General features: G+C 48.9%; 20 protein-coding genes and 1 other annotated feature. Of the genes, 4 read left to right on the forward strand and 16 right to left on the reverse strand.

The annotated features are described in order from the left end of the window. Positions 1-64 precede the first annotated feature (64 nt). From ACYUJT_RS12020 to ACYUJT_RS12050, 7 genes are all read right to left on the reverse strand, one after another. Positions 65-274 carry a hypothetical protein gene (locus tag ACYUJT_RS12020; protein ID WP_460322186.1) on the reverse strand — a complete coding sequence of 70 codons (210 nt, stop codon included), beginning with the start codon at positions 272-274 and terminating at the stop codon, positions 65-67. 95 nt (positions 275-369) lie between these two features. Then, positions 370-1,023: a flagellar brake protein gene (locus ACYUJT_RS12025; RefSeq protein ID WP_460322189.1), complete on the reverse strand. Its 654-nt coding sequence runs from the start codon at positions 1,021-1,023 to the stop codon at positions 370-372. 131 nt (positions 1,024-1,154) lie between these two features. Next, a complete protein-coding gene (gene ypeB, locus ACYUJT_RS12030; RefSeq protein WP_460322191.1) occupies positions 1,155-2,522 on the reverse strand; it encodes a germination protein YpeB in 1,368 nt (455 codons plus the stop codon). Between the two features lie 125 nt (positions 2,523-2,647). After that, positions 2,648-2,797 (reverse strand): hypothetical protein, encoded by a 150-nt coding sequence (locus ACYUJT_RS12035; RefSeq protein WP_460322193.1) that lies wholly within the window; start codon positions 2,795-2,797, stop codon positions 2,648-2,650. A 61-nt stretch (positions 2,798-2,858) separates the two neighbouring features. Then, complete coding sequence (prsW, locus tag ACYUJT_RS12040) at positions 2,859-3,569, reverse strand: glutamic-type intramembrane protease PrsW (RefSeq protein ID WP_460322196.1); 711 nt, start codon at positions 3,567-3,569, stop codon at positions 2,859-2,861. Between the two features lie 77 nt (positions 3,570-3,646). Then, positions 3,647-4,264, reverse strand: a complete 618-nt coding sequence (locus ACYUJT_RS12045) for a genetic competence negative regulator (RefSeq protein ID WP_213590599.1) — start codon at positions 4,262-4,264, stop codon at positions 3,647-3,649. Positions 4,265-4,452: 188 nt separating this feature from the next. Continuing rightward, on the reverse strand, positions 4,453-4,818 hold the full coding sequence (locus ACYUJT_RS12050; RefSeq protein ID WP_460322199.1) for a hypothetical protein: 366 nt from the start codon (positions 4,816-4,818) through the stop codon (positions 4,453-4,455). A 108-nt stretch (positions 4,819-4,926) separates the two neighbouring features. Between ACYUJT_RS12050 and ACYUJT_RS12055 the strand changes: the two genes are divergently transcribed. Next, complete coding sequence (locus tag ACYUJT_RS12055; RefSeq protein ID WP_460322202.1) at positions 4,927-5,829, forward strand: polysaccharide deacetylase family protein; 903 nt, start codon at positions 4,927-4,929, stop codon at positions 5,827-5,829. Positions 5,830-5,987: 158 nt separating this feature from the next. Here the strand turns inward: ACYUJT_RS12055 and serS are convergent, their stop codons facing one another. The 3 genes from serS to ACYUJT_RS12070 form a co-directional block, all read right to left on the reverse strand. Beyond that, complete coding sequence (serS, locus tag ACYUJT_RS12060; RefSeq protein ID WP_460322204.1) at positions 5,988-7,271, reverse strand: serine--tRNA ligase; 1,284 nt, start codon at positions 7,269-7,271, stop codon at positions 5,988-5,990. Between the two features lie 315 nt (positions 7,272-7,586). Then, the gene (locus tag ACYUJT_RS12065) at positions 7,587-8,066 is read right to left on the reverse strand and encodes a hypothetical protein (protein ID WP_460322206.1); all 480 of its coding nucleotides are present in this window, start codon (positions 8,064-8,066) and stop codon (positions 7,587-7,589) included. Next, entirely contained in the window at positions 8,063-8,656 is a 594-nt protein-coding gene (locus ACYUJT_RS12070) for a lysostaphin resistance A-like protein (RefSeq protein WP_460322208.1), read from the reverse strand. The genes ACYUJT_RS12065 and ACYUJT_RS12070 overlap by 4 nt, the downstream gene beginning before the upstream one ends. 130 nt (positions 8,657-8,786) lie before the next feature. Between ACYUJT_RS12070 and ACYUJT_RS12075 the strand changes: the two genes are divergently transcribed. The 3 genes from ACYUJT_RS12075 (at position 8,787) to serA (ending at position 11,958) form a co-directional block, all read left to right on the forward strand. Then, on the forward strand, positions 8,787-9,695 hold the full coding sequence (locus ACYUJT_RS12075; protein WP_460322211.1) for a hypothetical protein: 909 nt from the start codon (positions 8,787-8,789) through the stop codon (positions 9,693-9,695). A 151-nt stretch (positions 9,696-9,846) separates the two neighbouring features. Next, positions 9,847-10,074 (forward strand) — a binding site (T-box leader). Continuing rightward, complete coding sequence (locus ACYUJT_RS12080; protein WP_460322214.1) at positions 10,045-10,173, forward strand: hypothetical protein; 129 nt, start codon at positions 10,045-10,047, stop codon at positions 10,171-10,173. Its footprint overlaps the feature before it by 30 nt. A gap of 195 nt (positions 10,174-10,368) precedes the next feature. Further along, on the forward strand, positions 10,369-11,958 hold the full coding sequence (gene serA, locus ACYUJT_RS12085; RefSeq protein ID WP_460322217.1) for a phosphoglycerate dehydrogenase: 1,590 nt from the start codon (positions 10,369-10,371) through the stop codon (positions 11,956-11,958). 149 nt (positions 11,959-12,107) lie between these two features. Here the strand turns inward: serA and ACYUJT_RS12090 are convergent, their stop codons facing one another. The 6 genes from ACYUJT_RS12090 to ACYUJT_RS12115 form a co-directional block, all read right to left on the reverse strand. Beyond that, positions 12,108-13,550 (reverse strand): ATP-binding protein, encoded by a 1,443-nt coding sequence (locus tag ACYUJT_RS12090; protein ID WP_460322219.1) that lies wholly within the window; start codon positions 13,548-13,550, stop codon positions 12,108-12,110. Continuing rightward, positions 13,551-14,267 (reverse strand): response regulator transcription factor, encoded by a 717-nt coding sequence (locus ACYUJT_RS12095; RefSeq protein ID WP_055107737.1) that lies wholly within the window; start codon positions 14,265-14,267, stop codon positions 13,551-13,553. It abuts the gene before it with no gap. A gap of 55 nt (positions 14,268-14,322) precedes the next feature. Further along, positions 14,323-15,570: a c-type cytochrome biogenesis protein CcsB gene (gene ccsB / locus ACYUJT_RS12100; RefSeq protein ID WP_460322222.1), complete on the reverse strand. Its 1,248-nt coding sequence runs from the start codon at positions 15,568-15,570 to the stop codon at positions 14,323-14,325. Further along, positions 15,567-17,246, reverse strand: a complete 1,680-nt coding sequence (resB, locus tag ACYUJT_RS12105; RefSeq protein WP_460322224.1) for a cytochrome c biogenesis protein ResB — start codon at positions 17,244-17,246, stop codon at positions 15,567-15,569. The genes ccsB and resB overlap by 4 nt, the downstream gene beginning before the upstream one ends. Positions 17,247-17,265: 19 nt before the next feature. After that, positions 17,266-17,796, reverse strand: a complete 531-nt coding sequence (locus ACYUJT_RS12110) for a redoxin domain-containing protein (protein WP_460322226.1) — start codon at positions 17,794-17,796, stop codon at positions 17,266-17,268. 121 nt (positions 17,797-17,917) lie between these two features. After that, positions 17,918-18,661, reverse strand: coding sequence for a pseudouridine synthase (locus ACYUJT_RS12115; RefSeq protein WP_460322228.1), 744 nt, complete (start codon positions 18,659-18,661; stop codon positions 17,918-17,920). Positions 18,662-18,694 lie beyond the last annotated feature (33 nt).

The following is an 18,694-nucleotide window of genomic DNA, read 5'->3' on the forward strand; positions in this document are numbered from 1 at the left end:
TTATACCACACAACATGGTCGGATGCAAAAGCGGGCAACGCCGTCCGTCTGCAAGCCTGCTTTGTTATCGTTCCCCGGGACGGTCGAGGGCAACGCCTTCATAACGGTCAGCCGAAGCGATATAAGCTCTCAAAGCCGGAATTCTAAGGACAATCTGGCAGACGCAAAGCCCGGCCAGGGCAACGATCACAGCTTTTTTCAGGAAAGACTCCATCCCGTTGCTGAATGTCAAAAACAGCTCCGTATAATCCTCTGCCTCTTGGTCTCTCTGCAATTCGCTCACCTCGTTCACATGGATATTTTTAGCATATCCAAAGCAAGCGGATGCCAATCTTGACGGTACCTTGAAATCGCAGAGGGAAAGAGTTTTTAACGGTTTGCAAAATCGAACTGGCGCTCGAAGCAATAACGGATCAGTTTCTGCCTCTCCATGTCGGATATGCTGACGAATTTCAGCATCGCCATCGTTCGCCCAGTCTCGAGTTTATTGGTGCGTACGATTTCGGCCTCAAAGGGAACATGGTCAATGCTTCCGTTCTTATATGACAACAGCAGCCAGCAATAGATCTGCTCGCCTTCGGTCAAACGGTATTGGTTATCGGCAATCAAGGATACGCCTCCGCCTCCCACGTCCTCCGTCAATGCCACGAAGCGGGTATCGTCTTTAAGCTTCACCGCGATGTCCAGTTTGGACACAACCCGCAGGAAATGGCGCCGCTGCACCTTGGTAATCGTCTCTGGTTCGGGCTTTCTGATCCTCACCAGCTGGACGACGTCATCCGCGAAGCCGAGAACGTATGTATTGAAATAACTTTTGACTCCTTGATCGGACAAGTAATATACGGACAACTCATCCCCCATATACAGCCGCTTCATATGCCCGCTGCCGCTTTCGATCGGAACCTCGATCAGAAGCGTATCGTCTTCGACATCGGCGATCCGTGACTTGTATTCCTTATCCATATTTTTGCCGTCAGCCGATGCGACCTGGATATACAACAGGTCATTTACACTAGGAAACAAGTCCCTCCACCACCTTGTTATTTATAGGTTATCATTACCATCTGATTATACCACGGGCTAGTTCAAATAAATATTCCGCCTAAAAATAAAAAGACGGACCAGTTCATTTCATACTGGTCCGTCTTTCGATATTACCGAGAGGCCTGCTTTGCATGGCCGTCGCGGATTTGCTCGACGACTTCCTCGTTGCCGTTATCGGCATTGAGATAAATACGATATTTCGAGCCGTTAATTGCACCGCCGAATTCGTATGTCATCACTTTCTCCGACATATCGTTCTCAATCAATGCAAGGCGATGATACTGTTCTTTGTATTCGGGATTCAATTTTTTGCGAGCCTGATCAAGCGTAAGTTTGGGTTTTGAGAGCTTGCGCTCCTTCCCGTCCTGCTGCTCATAAACGTAATCACTCGCCTGCATGCCGATCACATGCCCATTGTCCAAAGCGACCCGCACCGAAACCTTCTCCGGATAAATTAGCACGTCTTTATCCTTTTTGACAAACGTGAAGCTGCCGATATTGTCGTATTCGTCATAAGTTACCGGCGTCAAGTCGTTGTAACCCTTGTTCTTCAAGAAATGATCCGCCGACTCCCTGGCTTTTTCGTGAGAGATAGCCTTAGGTCCGATATGGCGGTCGCTCCAGTAATTGATCAGATGGCCGCCCTGCCGAGTGAAATCGAGTGTAACGGATTCGGATGGATCTCCTCCTTGAACCTTGGCCGTATATGAAGCCCATTCCGTCCCCTTGCCATTTTCGGTAACCTTGATATTATGCGGAGACTGAACTCCTGCAAAATGGGCGGCTTTCGTCTTGATCTCATTTACACTGACGGGATGCCCTCCAAGCTTCTTTACAGAGCGTTTGTTATAGATGCTTGACACGGAAGGGCCCCATTCTAGCTCCGGATATTCGCCGACTCGCTTGTCTACCGTCTTAAAACCGTCGATAATCGAGTTGTCCTGCTGACTATTCGGATTGGCCAGTGCAGTCTCCACGTCCATCCAGCGAAGACGTTTGGAGATGACATTGTCCTGAACGTCCTGCAACTGCTTGGAAATGTGCGCGGAGCTCTTGTACAGCTCCTTCAAGTTTTTCAACTCGTTGTCGTTCAGCGGCTGCTTAGCTAAATCGCGAACCCCCGCCTGGTAGGAAAATTTCGAAATTCTGGACAGGAATTCCTCCGTTTTGTTAAAAGGAAGCATCGTCAAGGGCAGCTGATTAATTTCATTTTGCGCTTCGCTCGTAATCCTCCAAACGTTCACCAAGCCCTTACGCTGCGACCCGGTCGAGGCGCTATGCACGGCTAGAGTATTTCCCAGCTCTCCGTGAAGTTTGTCGACATGAAACGACAAATTATGGAATGCCCGCTGATACTGATTTTCCGCTTTGATGAGAATCGCGTTTTTTTCTTGGTTTTCTTGATAGCCCCACATTATAGCACCGATTAACATAAGCGTAGCGATCGGAAATAATATGGCACTCAAACGTTTATACATATCATGTCACTCCTTCTTTCAACGAACTGAAGTTAGTTTGACTAGAAGGAAGGAAGATTATTCACTTTTCACTGCTCCGCGGAAAACTTCTTTCTTGTCCCTTGGCTCCCCATTATTAATGGGCGTTAAGGCATATCTTCTTCAATGAAGAAATCATGGCGGTTATCGCACAGACATTGCTTGAAACCCGTCTCAATCTGGCCGCGCTCCTTTTTACCGCGCAGAACGAATCGTTCACCGCATGTTTTACAAGTGATTTTCACTTTTACGCGCACTAAAAAAAGGCACCCCTTTCAGCTTCACGACATGGATTGCATTGCCGCGAATACGCTGTAATTAGGATGCCCTATTTTCACTATTGTTAACCCTATCCTCGAGCATTCTTCGGAAAGGGGATCTCTTGTTGGCCCTGTACATTTTCCCGATGCCTCCATACCACAGATATGCCATGAGTGGAATAATATACCAAATCCAGTATTGAGTAATATTATCCAGTATCCAATCATAAACACCATGATAAAACAAAGGCAGCAGCAATGAATATGCCAAAAACCTTCGGCTATCCTTGCCTGTAGAGAATTTGGCCCGGCCCATGTAATAACCCATCATGACACCGAACATAGCATGCCCCGAGACAGGCAGCAAAGCCCGCAACAGCAATGTTCCGACAGTAGCCTGCTGCGCAAAGGAGTATATGACGTTCTCTACCGTTGCGAAGCCGAGCGATATAGCCGTGGCGTATATAATCCCGTCGTAAGGTTCATCAAATTCCGTATGGTTATATATCATATGGAACAGCACGAACCATTTCAACGACTCCTCGACGCCTGCTGAAATGACAAAAGCGTTGACAAGAGAGCTTTCACCAAGCCAGAGCATCAAGCCGCTCTGCAGGATCATTACCGGGAGAATAATTATAAATCCAAGCAAAAAAACCTTAATGACCATATGCAGCGGTTCGGCTTCATACTTGTCCTTAAGGTAAACATAAGTCAACAAGGCGATTCCGGGGGCTACCGCTGCGGTCGCAATCGAGAAAAAAATCAACGGTATTCCCCCCTCATCGACCATTTGGAACTATTCAAGCTTTCGTTGATCCGATACAAAAAGCACCGAATCATGGTCTAGTCCTGCCGCTTAAAGTTACTGCAAATAACCCCGATCGCGTTCTCGGACATGACCTGGTTTCCGTACTCCTCCAGCATCGCCGGAGTAACGGAGGTCGCCTCGCCGAATTCAGCGAGAACCGCAATGACTGCCGGATGCTTGCCTTCTTCTAAATCTTCCGGCTCTAAATGAAGAACCCATTTCCCGTTATATTTAAAAAGTCTGCCAGCTTCGGTAAGCATAGGCCGCAGAACGTGAGCCGCTTCGATCAATACTTCAAAATCATCAAAGGAATATAGAATCGTGTCGCTCTGCTCCAGCGTTACTTCCATCTCATAGACTTCATCCGGTAAATCATCCTCGTAGTGCGGCCCAACCCCATGATGATGGTCGAATTTGCCGCGCGTCACTATGACGACCATTCCTTGAGCAGGAAGCGCAAATACCTCAACGGCCAAAGGGCCTGTAGCGTCAAACCCCACTTCATTGTAAGCCTGATCCATCATTTCTGTGAACAGGTCATGAACCTTGGGAATTTCCTGCCACATGTCCTCTTTCTGGATGCCGCGTTCGCTAAGGTCGTCAAACGTGAGGAAAATCCGTATCTTATCTTGGCCTAGTCTTTCAATTTTCATACAGGATCCTCCTCCCAAAGCCTTGTAATAACAGATTATGAAACCTGCTGTAATATGTGCTGGAAATGGTTCTTTGTAAGTATGTTATCATTTATCTTACTTAAATGCACGTAATAAAATAGACAAAAAAAGAATCATTTTCTGCTCAACCTCGAAGGAGCTGAAAATGATTCATGAATCGGCAATTTTTAGAGCCCGGGAATGACCGAGTTGGTCTCTTTCAAAATCTGCTCCACCTCGCGGCGGACATCCGCGTTCCCCTTAATGAAGTCCGTAATTTGCCTTACACTGTATTCCTTCGAATGACCCGCATCGGACGAGGATGAAGCGGAACTGGGATGCACCTTCGAGTCGCCGAAAGCGGTTGAATTGTGCTTATGCTCGCTTTCGGACGTATGCCCTTGTCCGCTCCCTTTGCCTGCAGGATTCATGCCCATTCCGGCCAGCTTCATAATGCCATTACTCCCCGCGAGCTTGCCTCCGTTTCTTTTAGCTGACCAAATAACCGCCGCCGCTCCGACCAATGCACCACATAAGAATGAGACAGATTTCACCCAAAAAACCTCCTTGATTGTGTTAAAATCATTTGTAGTGTTCACGTATTGGTTCAAACTCATGCGCAATAAATACAGGAAGAAACATGGAAAGGGAGTTGAATTCATTTGCTCAACAAGAAGCTTCTGCTCATCGCAGCCTGCTGCATCATTCTCACCTCATGCGGCTCCATTCGTCCAGCCGGCAATCCTGATGCTGCCAATGCAGGACAAAACATGTCAACTGAAACGAATTCCCCCGGCACTCCGGATAGTAGCGAAGCCCAAGATAATGCTGCTGACGACAGCAGCGATGATCCAACGGGAGCGGAAGAGGCGAATTCGCAAACCAGTACCACCAATGCTGAGGCTCTGCCCGAGTACAAGTACCACATCAACAAAGCTTACAACGTCGTCCCGAATGAGGATGGTACCGAGAAGAAGGTCGTTCTGCTCACCTTCGACGACGGTCCGAAAGAGAAAGAAATGCTGGAAGGACTCCTTAATACGCTCGACAAGCATGATGCTAAGGCGATATTTTTCGTGAATGGCTACCGTGTAAAGAAAAATCCGGATTTGCTGAAGCTTATCCATGACCGCGGGCAAATTATCGGCAATCACAGCTGGGATCACATCGATTTGAAGAAAGAGAGTGAGGACAGCGCACGCAAGCAAGTTGAGGACGTACAGAACATTGTCGAAGAATACATCGGGGAGCGCCCGCGATTCTTCCGCCCTCCCTTCGGCTCAGGCAACGAAACGCTTCACGGCATCGTCAAGGATAACGAAATGATTTACATGACCTGGTCCAACGGATCGCTGGATTGGGATGCCAAGTTTAAGAATAAACCAGAAGGTGTTATCAAGAACGTCATGGATCAGCTGCATCCCGGCAGTAATATTCTGATGCACGAGCTGCCCTGGACAGAAGAAGCGCTGGATGACCTCCTGACGGAAATTAAGGCGAAAGGCTATGGATTCGTTGATCCGAGAACGATATCCGCTCCGCCCGAGGGCTCTACTGAATCGTAAATGCATCTGAAGGCACGTCATATATGAACAGGGAAAAGGGGCACCCTAGGTCTACGATCGACCAAGGGTGCCCCTTATATTTAGGTTTTTACGCTTCCACACCAGCATTCCGGATCCTTAAGCCGCATACCCAATCCGCGTTGTCATAACATCCAGAATCACATATTCGGACTGAACCATTCCTTGCCTCCTACATATTTGCGAAGCGCTTTTGGAATATAAATGGAACCGTCCTCCGCTTGATGATTCTCCAGAAGTGGAATAAGAATCCGCGGAGAAGCAACCGCCGTGTTGTTCAAGGTATGACAGTGCACAGGATGACCTTGTTTGCTAAGGCAGCGAATATTGGCACGACGTGATTGAAAGCCATGCAGATTAGACGAAGAATGCGTCTCTCCGTAGCTGCCACGACTAGGCATCCAAGTTTCTATATCGTACTGCTTATACGTCCTGGCCGACATGTCCCCTGTACATACCGACATTACGCGATAGGGAAGCTCAAGAAGTGTAAGCATCTCCTCGGCATGGCTCGTGATTTCCTGCAGCATTTGTTCGGACAATTCCGGATCGGGCTGACAGAGCACGACCATTTCCACCTTGGCAAACTGATGCACGCGGTACAAGCCTTTCACGTCCCGGCCGGCAGACCCCACCTCGCTGCGAAAGCAGTTTGATACAGACACTAGCCTTAGCGGTTCACTTAGATCCAGCACATCTCCTCCATAATAGGAGACGAGGGGAACCTCCGATGTACCGGCAAGCCACTTCTCTTCATCCTTAATATAAAAGGATTGATTCTGTCCGGCGGGGAAATATCCGCTATGAACAAAAGACTGTTCCTTAAGCAGCAATGGAACCTCCATAGGGGTAAAGCCGCGCTTTATTAACAGATCGAAAGCAAGCTGTTGTACGGCTCGATGCAGCAATACCCCCGTTCCCTTCAGATAATAACTGCGTCTTCCGCCTGCCTTGACTCCCCTTGGGATATCAAGCATATCATGCATCTTGCCCAATTCTACATGATCCCTTGGCATAAAGCTCCACTCCGGAGTTCTGCCCATGCGCCTAATTTCCACGTTATCTTCCTCCGAGCTTCCAATCGGAGTGTCTTCAGATATAACGTTAGGGGCTAGAAGAGCCAGTTTAGCAACCTCTTCAACTGCTTCCTCCCACCGTTTGCTCGATTCCTTCAGCGCCTTGTTGACACGCTTTGAGGTCGTCTTCAGCTCAGCGGCTTCGGCATCTTTCCCTGCAGCAAGCAGCACGCTTGCTTTTGCTGCTCCTTCATTTCGCAGCCTTCGAAGCTCCTCACATTCCAGCTGATATTTTTTTCTGCGATCGTCCCATTCCAAAAGCTCACGAACCGAAAATTCAATCCCTTTATGATCCGCTGCCTGTTGGATCTGCTCGGCATGATCCCGAATCCATTTCATATCCATCATACCAACACCGCTCCTTCCCCCGGATGGGGTTATTTTGGGGTAAGCTTGCAAAAAACACAAAGAGCGCCCTCATCCTTTGGGACGAGGAGCGCTCTGCTCGCGGTGCCACCCAACTTATTGAACTGTGTGGACAGTCCAATCGCTTTGGTTCCGCGATAACGGGCGGTGCCGGTTAACTTAGGAAAGCAGCGCAGCACTTGCAAGCTCCCTTGGCGAAAACGCCTCCGAGTTGGATTCTCTTCATCGGCAAATTCCGGATTTGAAATTATTCTACACAGTATATGATAAAAAGATGCCACCTGACAAGGTTGTAAATTACATGCCGTTATTTTGTCCCCATGGCGATTCGCTGATCCCCCACCAGAACAAGACCACCATTACGGCCACAAAAATGAACAACAAAGTATTCACAAAATATTTCGTCAGCTTCACCCGCTGAGAAGGATAAATTTCCCGCCTTGAGGGAAGCTCTTGAGCGGCTAACTCATGCTGATCTTCTCCACTGCCCTTCGGGGGCAGCGTTTTTATTTTAAAATGCTCTCCCGCCGGGCTGGATTCCGCAATTTCCTGAGTATCCGCATAATCAGCTTTGTTTCGTTTTCGTTTAAGCGAATGATGAGGTCCCATAGCCAACCTTTCTTGATTGGCTGCTTTCCTTCCAGAATATCCGGAAATGGCTTCGCTCGATTTTTGTTGCTCCTGCTGCTTCCGGGCTGAAGTCCCGGATCGTTGTTGTTTGTCTTTCGGATGGCGGCGCTGTCCGTACCGCTCCATCCTGCTCAAGCGTTCACTCATGTTCCCCTCCGAAATTTAATGACGAGTCCCGATATGAAATCAATGAGAAAATGGCACACGATCGGAGCCCATAACGTACCCGCCTGTATATAAATGTAACCTAGCGCATAGCTGCTTAGAAATACCCAGCCCGTCGGAATCCAGTGCTTGAGGTAGCGGACATGGATCAAGGCAAAAATGATACTTGTCCAATACGGCCCGAGCCCGTGCTGAATCGCCCCGCGAAACAGCAGTTCTTCGCAAATGGACACGATGACGCAAATGATTGCAATGTGCCAAATTGGACGATTGCGGAAAAGCATCTCGTTGATACCCCCATCATCCAGGCTCTCCTCATTCACGAACCTCGACAATAGAAAGTCGATGCCAAACATCGCTGCGGCCAGTCCGCAACCCCATAACAGAAATCGATAATTTTCCGGGAATTGGAGCAACGAGAACGCGCTTCGCTTCTGAAAAAACAGGATGATGATTCCGATAAATAAAGTAAGTCCTTGAGTAATGTATAAATTAATCAGCAATAAACGCTCATTAAGTTGACCGGGATCGACTCTTTGAATTTTTATTTTTCCAAACTTGTCTTTTCTCATAGTATTCGTCAAACCCTGTCCTTTAATATAGTTCTATACACACAACCAGTACCAGGCATTGTAAGCTTTATAAGCTTTCTTAGTGCTCACGGACTCAAAACAAAATACTTGTAAGAGGAGCGTTTTAACGATGCAAAAAAAATCTTACCGGTTCGAATTACTCTTCATGCTCGGGTTTCTGTTTACCCTGATTGCGGCCTTCGGAACTTTTTTCCTCGGCTTCAAAATGGGAATCTCCCAAGCTGAAGAGAAATACGCCCATCTCACGAACCAAACGGGATTTGAAACAACGGTTTCCTATGAGCAGCAGGATCTTGTCGCTTACTACTACGTCGTCTTCCAGCCTTACGAGCAATTCAAAAATGAGTATTTCGGGCTGGTCGACCAACTGAGCCGCAGCGACTCCCGGGTAAAATCAATCGGCATCATGAAGGATATCCGCGATACATCACGCAAACAGTATGAGCAAATTCAAGCTCAGACGATTACGGTGTCTTCACCTTTGTTAAAAGATGCACAAACTGAAATTATGAAAAGCTTAAAGCTCTTTGATGAAAGCACGAACCGGGTTGAAATCGGCAGCAAAAACGGAGCTCAGCTTGCCAAATTGCTCTCCGAGGACGATTTTACGAAAAATGCCGAAAAATACGGTCTTAAAGCCCAGCAAAAATATTACACGGCCATGATGAAATGGGCCGCTAAAAGCAACAAGTCGATCCCTTCGGACATAGCGTTCCAGGACAACACATCCGTCAAAGAATGGACAAGCTACCCGCTTGCGGTAAAAAATAAAATTGTCAGCGACCTGATGGCGAGCAGCAATCTCTATGTATCGTATCTCCCGCAGGATATGACGGCCAAAATCGACCAGATGATCGACAGCGGCAAAGCTGGCTCCATGAAGCTCAATTCGGTAACGTCGATCGTCAACGTCCTCATAGATACCGAAGCTGTGCAAGGCAAAGAGTTCCTGAAATGGAAATCGACGTACTATGCAACGGAATTCCTTCCGGAGGTACCGTTCTTCTCCGAGCAGTAGGCATCTGCCTTCATTACGGGGACCAACACATTTCGACAACACTAAAATCATAACCAAAATACCAAGCTTATTCAAGGTTCCTCCGGCCCTATGATTTACGGGTATTGACACTTTCCTTCAGGTCATGATACATTATGAAAAATTGCATTTGTAAAACACGATGAAGGAAACGAGTTGTCGCGAAGCTTACAGAGAGCCGGTGGTGCTGCAAACCGGTAGCGGAATGGGAACTCCAGCGATCCTGAGTAATTGTGCTGAAACGAAATGAGTAGGCACAATCGGAGGAACTCCGTTATCAACATGTCATTACGACAACTGAGGCTGTATCTGTGAGGAGCAGCGAATTAGGGTGGTACCACGAACAACTCTCGTCCCTTACTACGGAAGTAGTATGCGGATTGAGAGTTTTTTTATGCTTGTCGGCAGCCTGTCCATAGCCGTCATCTACTGGTTGAACCTCGATGCTTCGCTCCTCTAACGCATTGGAACGGTATCGGGACATAGTGTTTCCTTGTTTAAGCGAATGCTTCCGAAGAGAGTTTTGTATCGATGACTTTCCGAAGAAGCAATGCTATATACAAAACTTAAGCGAATGCTTCCGAAGAGAGTTTTGTATCGATGACTTTCCGAAGAAGCAATGCTATATACAAAACTTTTAGGAGGAAAAGAAATCATGTACAAAGTATTAGTATCCGATCCCATCAGCGACCTTGGTATCCAACAGTTGATGGACGCAAGCGACGTTGTAGTAGAGAAAAAGACGGGACTTTCGGAGGATGAGCTCATCCAAATCATTCCCAATTACGACGCTCTGCTCGTACGCAGCCAAACGAAAGTCACCGAGAAAATTATGGAAGCTGGAACCAATCTGAAAGTGATCGGCCGCGCAGGCGTCGGTGTCGATAACATCAACCTGGATGCAGCGACCAAACGCGGTATCATCGTTATCAACGCTCCGGACGGCAACACGATTACGACATGCGAGCACGCATTTGCAATGATGATGGCTCTTGCCCGTCATATTCCGCAAGCTTACGCCAAAACGATCCAAGGAACTTGGGACCGCAAATTCCTCGGCGTGGAACTGCGCAACAAGACGCTGGGCGTTCTCGGCATGGGCCGCATCGGCAGTGAAGTTGCTAAACGCGCTAAGGTATTTGGCATGGACATCCTCGGATACGACCCATTCATGACGGAGGAGCGCGCTGAGAAACTGGGCGTAAAGCTAGCTACTGTCGATGATATCGTACGCAACGCCGACTTCATCACGGTCCATACGCCGCTTACTCCTGAAACGAAGCACATGATTTCCCGTCCTCAATTCGAGGTTATGAAAAAAGGGATGCGCATCATTAACTGTGCCCGCGGCGGCGTAGTGGATGAGCAGGCATTGGTTGAAGCGATCGATCAAGGCATCGTTGCTGGTGCAGCCTTCGACGTATTCGAGCAGGAGCCGCCAGCAGCGGATCATCCCTTCCTGAACAATCCGAAAATCATCGTTACTCCGCATCTGGGCGCATCAACCGTAGAAGCTCAGGAGAACGTAGCGATCGACGTATCGGAGCAAGTGCTGCACATTCTGCGCAACGAACCGTTCAAGAACGCAGTTAACATGCCTCCAGTCGCGGCTAGCGTTATGAACAAGCTGCAGCCGTTTTTCGAGCTTGGCGAAAAAATCGGTGCATTTGCTGCCCAGTTGAACAACCAGGCTGTGCATGAAATTCATGTCGAATACGCCGGCGAATTGGCAGAGGTGGATACTCAACCACTAACGCGCTACATCATCAAGGGTGTATTATCCCGCCACTTTGGCAACGACGTGAACATCGTCAACTCAGTGCACCTGGCCAAGGTACGCGATATCGATGTGGTTGTATCGCAATCCTCAGCTAGCAAAGGCTTTACGAACCGTATCAGCGTTACGCTGAAAACAGAAGACGGCAAGGATCGCCGCATCGCAGGCACTTTACTGAAAGAATACGGCGCGCGGATCGTACGGATCGACAAGTTCCCGGTCGATATCGCTCCGGAAGGCAACTTGATCTTTATCTCTCATAATGATAAGCCTGGCATTGTCGGAAGCGTAGGCACTCTGCTCGGCAAAAATGATGTAAATATCGCTTCGATGCAAGTTGGACGTAAAATTGTTGGCGGCGAGGCGATCATGGTGCTGACCGTAGATAAGACAGTTTCCAAAAATGTGCTCGATGAATTAATGAGCCTGCAAGAGCTGAACACCGCACTGCAAATCGAATTTAATTAATATTGCCTGCAGATTAAGCAAGGGGCCTCAGATCGGTGGAATACCACGTCTGAAGCCCCTCTTTCGTTGTTCCACGAAGAACAAGATTTATCTTCGAGATCAGAAAATTTTCAACAAAAACATCCTTACAATGTAAGGATGTTTTACGTTTATTGTTCCTTTTCGACAGGAAGGACAATATGGAAATGCGCCCCTTTCCCGCCCCCGCTTTGAACCTGAATTGAGCCGTGATGGGCATCAATGATATTTTTTACGATAGCAAGGCCAAGCCCCGTTCCAGCAGCCGTCCCCCGAACCCGGGCTTTGTCGGCTTTATAGAACCTCTCGAATACGAACGGTAAATCCTCCGTCGGTATCCCTGAGCCTTCGTCACGAATGGAGATGTGCAGTTCACGGCTTTGCTTGCCCTCCTTGGCATCCGCAGCGATGTAGACGCTCCGCCCCTCTGGCGTATGCCTGAAAGCATTGTCTAGCAAGTTCGTGAGAACCTGCTCCAATCGATCTTCATTGGCAGCATCGGAAATCATCGGTCCGCTACCCAATTCCAGCTCCAATTGAACATTATGCTCCTTGGCCCGTACCGCAAACTTGCGATATACTCGCTCAACAAGCTCCTTCACGTCAACCCGGTGCATCGCGATATCGGTATGACCCGCTTCCATCCGGGCCAGATCAAGCAAGTCGCGCACCAGCCGCCCCATACGCAGCGACTCGTCGTGGATCACTTGTACAAGCTCCTGGCTCTCTTCCGGAGAAGTTGCCATTCCATCTAGAAGCGCTTCGCTGTACCCCTGCATCATCGACAGCGGAGTCCGGATTTCATGTGATACATTGGCAACGAAATCCCGGCGCATCTTCTCCAAGCGCACCTCTTCAGTCACATCCCGCAGAACCGCTACCGCGCCTCTAATTTCACCATCCGAGGAAAGCGGGGCCATGTGCACGGACCACACGCTTTGCTTGACGTGTATATTGGCGCTTTGATCCCCTTCCTGATTCAGCACCTTCTGAAACATCGGAAGAAGCGGTTTGGGAATCTCGATCGCCCGTTCGCCATGCATTTTGAACTGGAGAACGTCATTCTCTTCATCCAGCAGATCACCCCATAATTGGAGAAGCTGATCGCCCGGAGGATTGGTCAGAATGACGGCTCCCCCCCAATCTAACGTAATCACTGCATCATTCATGCTTCTTAAAACGCTGGACAGGTGTTCCTTCTCATGATTCAAGCTGCGGATCGTATTCTCCAGTTCCTCAGCCATATGATTAAACGTGTTAGCCAGTTCACCGATCTCATCGCTCGTTTGCAGCGAGAGCCTCGTATCATACTTCCCCTTGCGGATCGCGTCGGCAGCGCTGATCAGCTGCTGCATCGGCTGAGTAATCTTCGTGAAGAGGAATAAGGCAAAGAAAGTCGTCAATGAGAAGCCGATGATCGAAACGATGACGAACAGCTTCTTGACCGCTACGGGATCGGTGAAATTCGTATCGATATATGGCAGCAGAAACAATCCCATGCTCATGAGCACAAAGGCCACGAGGCCGATGATCGTAATCCACAGTTTACCTACAAGCGTTCTCCAGAAGCTCACTTATTTCGCGACCTCCAGCTTATAGCCTACGCCCCACACGGTAGTGATCATGGCTGCCGATTCCGGCGATACCTTGTTCAGCTTCTCGCGCAGCCGCTTCACGTGGGTATCCACGGTCCGCAAATCGCCGAAGAACTCGTAATTCCATACATCCTTCAGCAGCTCCTCACGGGAGAATACTTTATCGGGCGAAGTGGCCAAATAGTGGAGCAGCTCATACTCCTTCGGCGTAAGGCTCACCTCTTGCCCGCTTGCGGTTACCCGATGGGCATCGTGTTCAATGACAAGATGAGGGAATACGATATTGTTGCTGGTTCCGCTCTCTTTGGTCAAATAGGCTGTAGCCGACGCGCGCCGCATGATCGCTTTGACACGATATATTACTTCACGGGGACTAAACGGCTTAACGACATAGTCGTCTGCCCCGACTTCAAATCCCTGTACCCGGTTAATTTCTTCCCCTTTGGCCGTGAGCATCAGCACCGGTGTCGACTTGATCTGCCGCAAACGGCTGCATACCTCTACCCCGTCGATTCCCGGAAGCATGACGTCGAGAAGAATCAAGCCATAATCATTGGAAGTTGCTTTTTTGAGAGCGGTCTCGCCATCTTCCGCTTCATCAATTTCGTAACCCTCTTTTTCCAAATACATTTTTAGCAGACGGCGAATGCGTTCCTCATCGTCCACTACGAGAATGCGGTTTTCTTGATCTGACATGAACAACAACCCCTTCATCATCTTCCCATTCGCTTTAAATGGTTACATTATATCATTAGTCCGTTCCCGCGTAGGAATGCAAACCGGCGATGATCAGATTAACGCCTACGAGCGTGAACATGACAACCAGAAATCCTAGTACGGCAAGCCATGAGGCTTTGCGGCCATGGAATCCCCGGGATAACCGAAGATGGAGATACACGCTGTAGAATAACCAGGTAATGAGCGCCCATACTTCCTTCGGGTCCCAACCCCAGAATCTGCCCCAAGCCTGCTGAGCCCAAATCATCGCGAAGACGAGCGCGCCCAGCGTAAACACCGGAAATCCGATGGCAATCGAACGGTAGCTGATTTCATCGAGAAGATCGGCGTCCAACCCTTTCACGGCCGGTGATACCGCTTCGCTTAGCGGCTTGCGGATAATAAGCCTTAACAGACCGTATAGGATCGTTCCAGTAATGAGCGCCCATACAATCGTATTGGATTTGCGGCCCGAGCTCTCCCCTTTGAACCAAGACGGAACCTCAATCCAAGGCTTGCTCATGCCAAGGAAAGAATCGGAGCTAACCAACTGGCTATTATGCGGCGCTACAATCGGCGGCAAGTTGTATACCATTTCAACCGACGTAGACTGCCCGGCCTCCGTAGGTTTAGGCGTAAACACTGCTTCGTACCCGGCGGCACGGAAAGCAAATACCGAAACGATAAATCCCACTACTATAATAATAGAATAAAACGTAAATTCAAGCCATAGTCTCTGGCGGCGCGCCGATTTATCGGTACCCTTGAAATCGACCGTACGCAATAGATACATCAGACCGGCGACACAAGCGATAGCAAAAAATGATTCCCCTGCTGCGGCCAGTGTAACGTGAATGTACAGCCAAATCGAGCGCAAGGACGGAATCAAGGGCTGCACGTCCTTCGGGAATACCGCCGCATAAGCCATGACGACGATGCCCAGCGGTGTCGCGAACAAACCGAGCAAGGCTTTGCGGTAAATCAAAAACAAGACAGTAAATGCCATGATGATCATTAGGGACAGGAAGGACATGAATTCATACATATTGCTGACCGGAATGTGTCCTGACCAGGCCCATCTCGTTGCTACGTATACCAAATGAGTGATAAGTCCCAGCGTGGAAGTGATAAATGAAATTTTTCCCCATTTGCGCTCATGCGCCTGTGGGTCACGATTCTTCCATGTCTTCCCGGTAATCGTTACCACATAAAAACAAAATGCCACACAATAAAGCAAAAATGCAATGACAAATGCCTGTTTACTGATCTCCAATAAATTCATGACCGGTTCCCTCCGTTATCCAAAGACTTCTCATCCACTTCAATTTCCATCGTTTCCAAGAACGATGACACTTCGCACCTCATCCCAAACCAATTCTTGGTCGTATGCCCGCCCAAGGTCAGGATGCCGTCATCGATGCGCAGCCATATTCTGCGATGCTGCCAATAGAAGCCCATAATAAGCCCCAGCATGACGATCCCGAGTCCGGTCCATACAAAAGGCATGGCGCGGTCGACGCGGATGTTCAAAAAACTGTTGAAATGAATGAAGTCAACGTCCTCCATTGCTAGCATATCGAATCTCAGCTTGTGGTTAATTCCCCCAAGCGCTTCATTCAGCTTTTCCTGCCCGAAAAGCTCCTGCTGCTGAAGGTACGGAAAGTAGATGTATTGTCCCCCGTCCTCGGGCAGACCCGGTCCTGTTATCGTAAACAAGAAGGCCGGTGCATTCGGTTCGCCCGATTTCGTAATCGGTTTATTATTCTCGTCCAGGCCGAAATCCAAATACTTGTCTTTGAGCTTCAAATGATAAGGCCCTACGTCATATTCCGTTTCGGGGTCGTTCATGCGCAGCGTAAACTTTCCGTACTCTTCCCCCGTCTCCTGATCCACTAGGGTCGGCTGTACGGAGCGCAGCGTCGTAACCTCCTCGAAGTCGAATTGGTAGGCCTGAAGGCCTTTGTAACTCAAAGGATCGTTGACACGGATGTTATGCCGGTCGACCTCTACAAGCTCAGGTTCCTTCAACGGATCATTACAGCTGGCAACGCACTTGTACAGCACGGCCTTCGTTTCGAATAGCTTTGGAACGGTTTTCCCTTTTTCCCTGAATTCCTCGGACATTTCGTCCTCGGTATAATATTCCACGGTAAATTTCTCATTTTTCAAATAATAGTTCGTATCGGGAATCTGTGTGATTTCGCCTTCAGCAAACCATTGGTGCTCGTCCATATGGAGGCCGGGCAGCCCGCGGAATAACACGGCGAGCAGGAAAACAATCAGGCCGATATGAATCACGTAAGGACCCAAGCGGCTGAAACGCTGCTTCTCTGCCAGCAACGCCCCGCCGTCGATATGAACCCGGTAACCCTTCTTCTTCAGAGGAGCAATGGCCCGGTGCACCCATTCCTCTCCGCTGCCAGAAACGGGTCCCTGATAGACGACCCTTTGTCGTGTCAAGAACTGCATATGCTTGCGAATCTTCTGCTTGGACAGCGCTCGGTAGAGCGGTAATACCCTGTCCAAACTACAAATAACGAGCGATGCGCCAATCATGACAAGCAGCAGAATGAACCACCAGGAATTGTACGTGTCGGACAATCCGAGTTTATAGTAAATCTGACCGATGGTTCCATACTTCTGTTTGTAGTAGGTGGCCGCATTGAAGTTTTTTACGAACATCGTCTCTTGGGTAAACACAGTGCCGAGCATCGCTCCGACCAATGTAATGCTGATCAAGTACACCGCTACTTTAACCGAAGAGAAGAAATTCCAAATTTTATCGATGAAATTGGGATTGGCCCGCTGCGAGCGGCGGGCTACCCCGTCATAGCGCATCTCCAGCAGTTCAGCGGAGTTACCGCCCGTCTCTTCATATTGAGGTTTGCCGCATGCTTCGCAGAGCACCGTGCCGACCGGATTCTGATGCCCGCATTCGCATTTCGTATTTTTAATCAATGTCTGGTCCTCCTATTCATCAATTGGCTGCAACGAGCGTGGCGATTTGTTGGTTAAGCGTCTTCAAATCCAGCTCGCCCTGATGGATGGAGATAATTTTGCCTCGCTTATTCACAAAAAAAGTAGTCGGCATCGGAACAACCCCGTATTGTCTAACGATTTCATTTTTCTTATCGAATAAGATCGGGAAATCGACTCCGGTTTGCTTTACGAAATTGGCCACGGTCAAATCGTCTTCCCCGGTATTGATCCCCAGTATAACGACGTCTTGATCCTTCCATTTCTCCCATTGCGTCTGCAAAGCCGGCATTTCGCTCACGCAGTACGTACACCAGGTCGCCCAGAAGTTAATAACCAGCGACTTGCCCTGGTATTTCTCCAGATTATGTACCTGTCCGTCTAAACCGCGCAAGTTGAAGGCAGGAGGTTTATCCCCAGCTTGAGGACTCCCCTTCTCGCCTCCAAGCACAGCCGTGCCTATCGCATAACCTCCCAAAATGACGATGAGCGTCAATATGATAATTTGTACCGGACGCCTTGCCTTACCCATTATCAGCACTCCTTCTATGACAAAGCTCATAATTTATGGACAAAAGGTGAATATCCTATGAACATTATAACGAAAAGTGTCATAGATGCCGCTAGGTTAAATTTGAACTTTATGTGACCTTCTATCGTTTTCTTGGCTTGCCTGCGTTTCGCGCTTGCTTGAACAACTCTTCGACCTCTTCCTTGCTCAAATGGCGGTACAGCCCTCTTTTCAAATTGTCGAGGAAAAGACCCCCGAAGGAGATTCGCTTCAGCTTCGTAACCGGATGCTGGATCGCCTCGAACATTCGGCGTACTTGACGATTGCGGCCCTCGTGGATCGTAATGCTGATGACCGCCTGCTTGCCTTCGGGATCCACGTCGTGGTATTCAACCTCAGCCGGCGCTGTCATCCCATCCTCCAGCATGACGCCTTGCTTCAGCTTCTCCAGCTCCGTACCGTGCGGAACTCCTTTGACGGTAGCCAGGTAGGTCTTCGGCACATGGTGTTTCGGATGCGTCAGCAAATGGGCAAAGTCGCCGTCGTTCGTCAGCAGCAGCAGCCCCTCCGTATCGTAATCCAGGCGGCCTACTGGATACAGCCGCTCGGTAATGCCTTTCAAGTAATCGGTGACGATTTTTCTTCCGTGCGGGTCGGAAGCGCTCGTGATCACACCTTTGGGTTTATTGAACATGATATAAATCTTCTTTTCTGCTCCGATCGTTTTTCCGTTCACGGTAATAACGTCAACGGCCGGATCGGCCTTCGTTCCAAGCGCAGTAACCGTCTCGCCGTTCACCTGCACCTGTCCACTTGTAATCAATTCCTCGCATTTACGGCGCGATGCCACGCCGGCAGCGGCCAATATTTTCTGTAATCTTTCCATTATCCTTAGTCACCTCATAAACATGATACATAT

The organism is Paenibacillus sp. YSY-4.3 (assembly GCF_054767475.1).

What these genes read in the sequence shown, in the direction of transcription:
- ACYUJT_RS12045 (WP_213590599.1), bottom strand. Translation starts at nt 4,264, where the DNA reads ATGAAAATTGAAAGACTAGGCCAAGATAAGATACGGATTTTCCTCACG.
- ACYUJT_RS12115 (WP_460322228.1), bottom strand. Translation starts at nt 18,661, where the DNA reads ATGGAAAGATTACAGAAAATATTGGCCGCTGCCGGCGTGGCATCGCGC.
- ypeB (WP_460322191.1), bottom strand. Translation starts at nt 2,522, where the DNA reads ATGTATAAACGTTTGAGTGCCATATTATTTCCGATCGCTACGCTTATG.
- ACYUJT_RS12110 (WP_460322226.1), bottom strand. Translation starts at nt 17,796, where the DNA reads ATGGGTAAGGCAAGGCGTCCGGTACAAATTATCATATTGACGCTCATC.
- ACYUJT_RS12095 (WP_055107737.1), bottom strand. Translation starts at nt 14,267, where the DNA reads ATGTCAGATCAAGAAAACCGCATTCTCGTAGTGGACGATGAGGAACGC.
- ACYUJT_RS12075 (WP_460322211.1), top strand. Translation starts at nt 8,787, where the DNA reads ATGCAAAAAAAATCTTACCGGTTCGAATTACTCTTCATGCTCGGGTTT.
- ACYUJT_RS12070 (WP_460322208.1), bottom strand. Translation starts at nt 8,656, where the DNA reads ATGAGAAAAGACAAGTTTGGAAAAATAAAAATTCAAAGAGTCGATCCC.
- ACYUJT_RS12065 (WP_460322206.1), bottom strand. Translation starts at nt 8,066, where the DNA reads ATGAGTGAACGCTTGAGCAGGATGGAGCGGTACGGACAGCGCCGCCAT.
- ccsB (WP_460322222.1), bottom strand. Translation starts at nt 15,570, where the DNA reads ATGAATTTATTGGAGATCAGTAAACAGGCATTTGTCATTGCATTTTTG.
- serA (WP_460322217.1), top strand. Translation starts at nt 10,369, where the DNA reads ATGTACAAAGTATTAGTATCCGATCCCATCAGCGACCTTGGTATCCAA.
- serS (WP_460322204.1), bottom strand. Translation starts at nt 7,271, where the DNA reads ATGATGGATATGAAATGGATTCGGGATCATGCCGAGCAGATCCAACAG.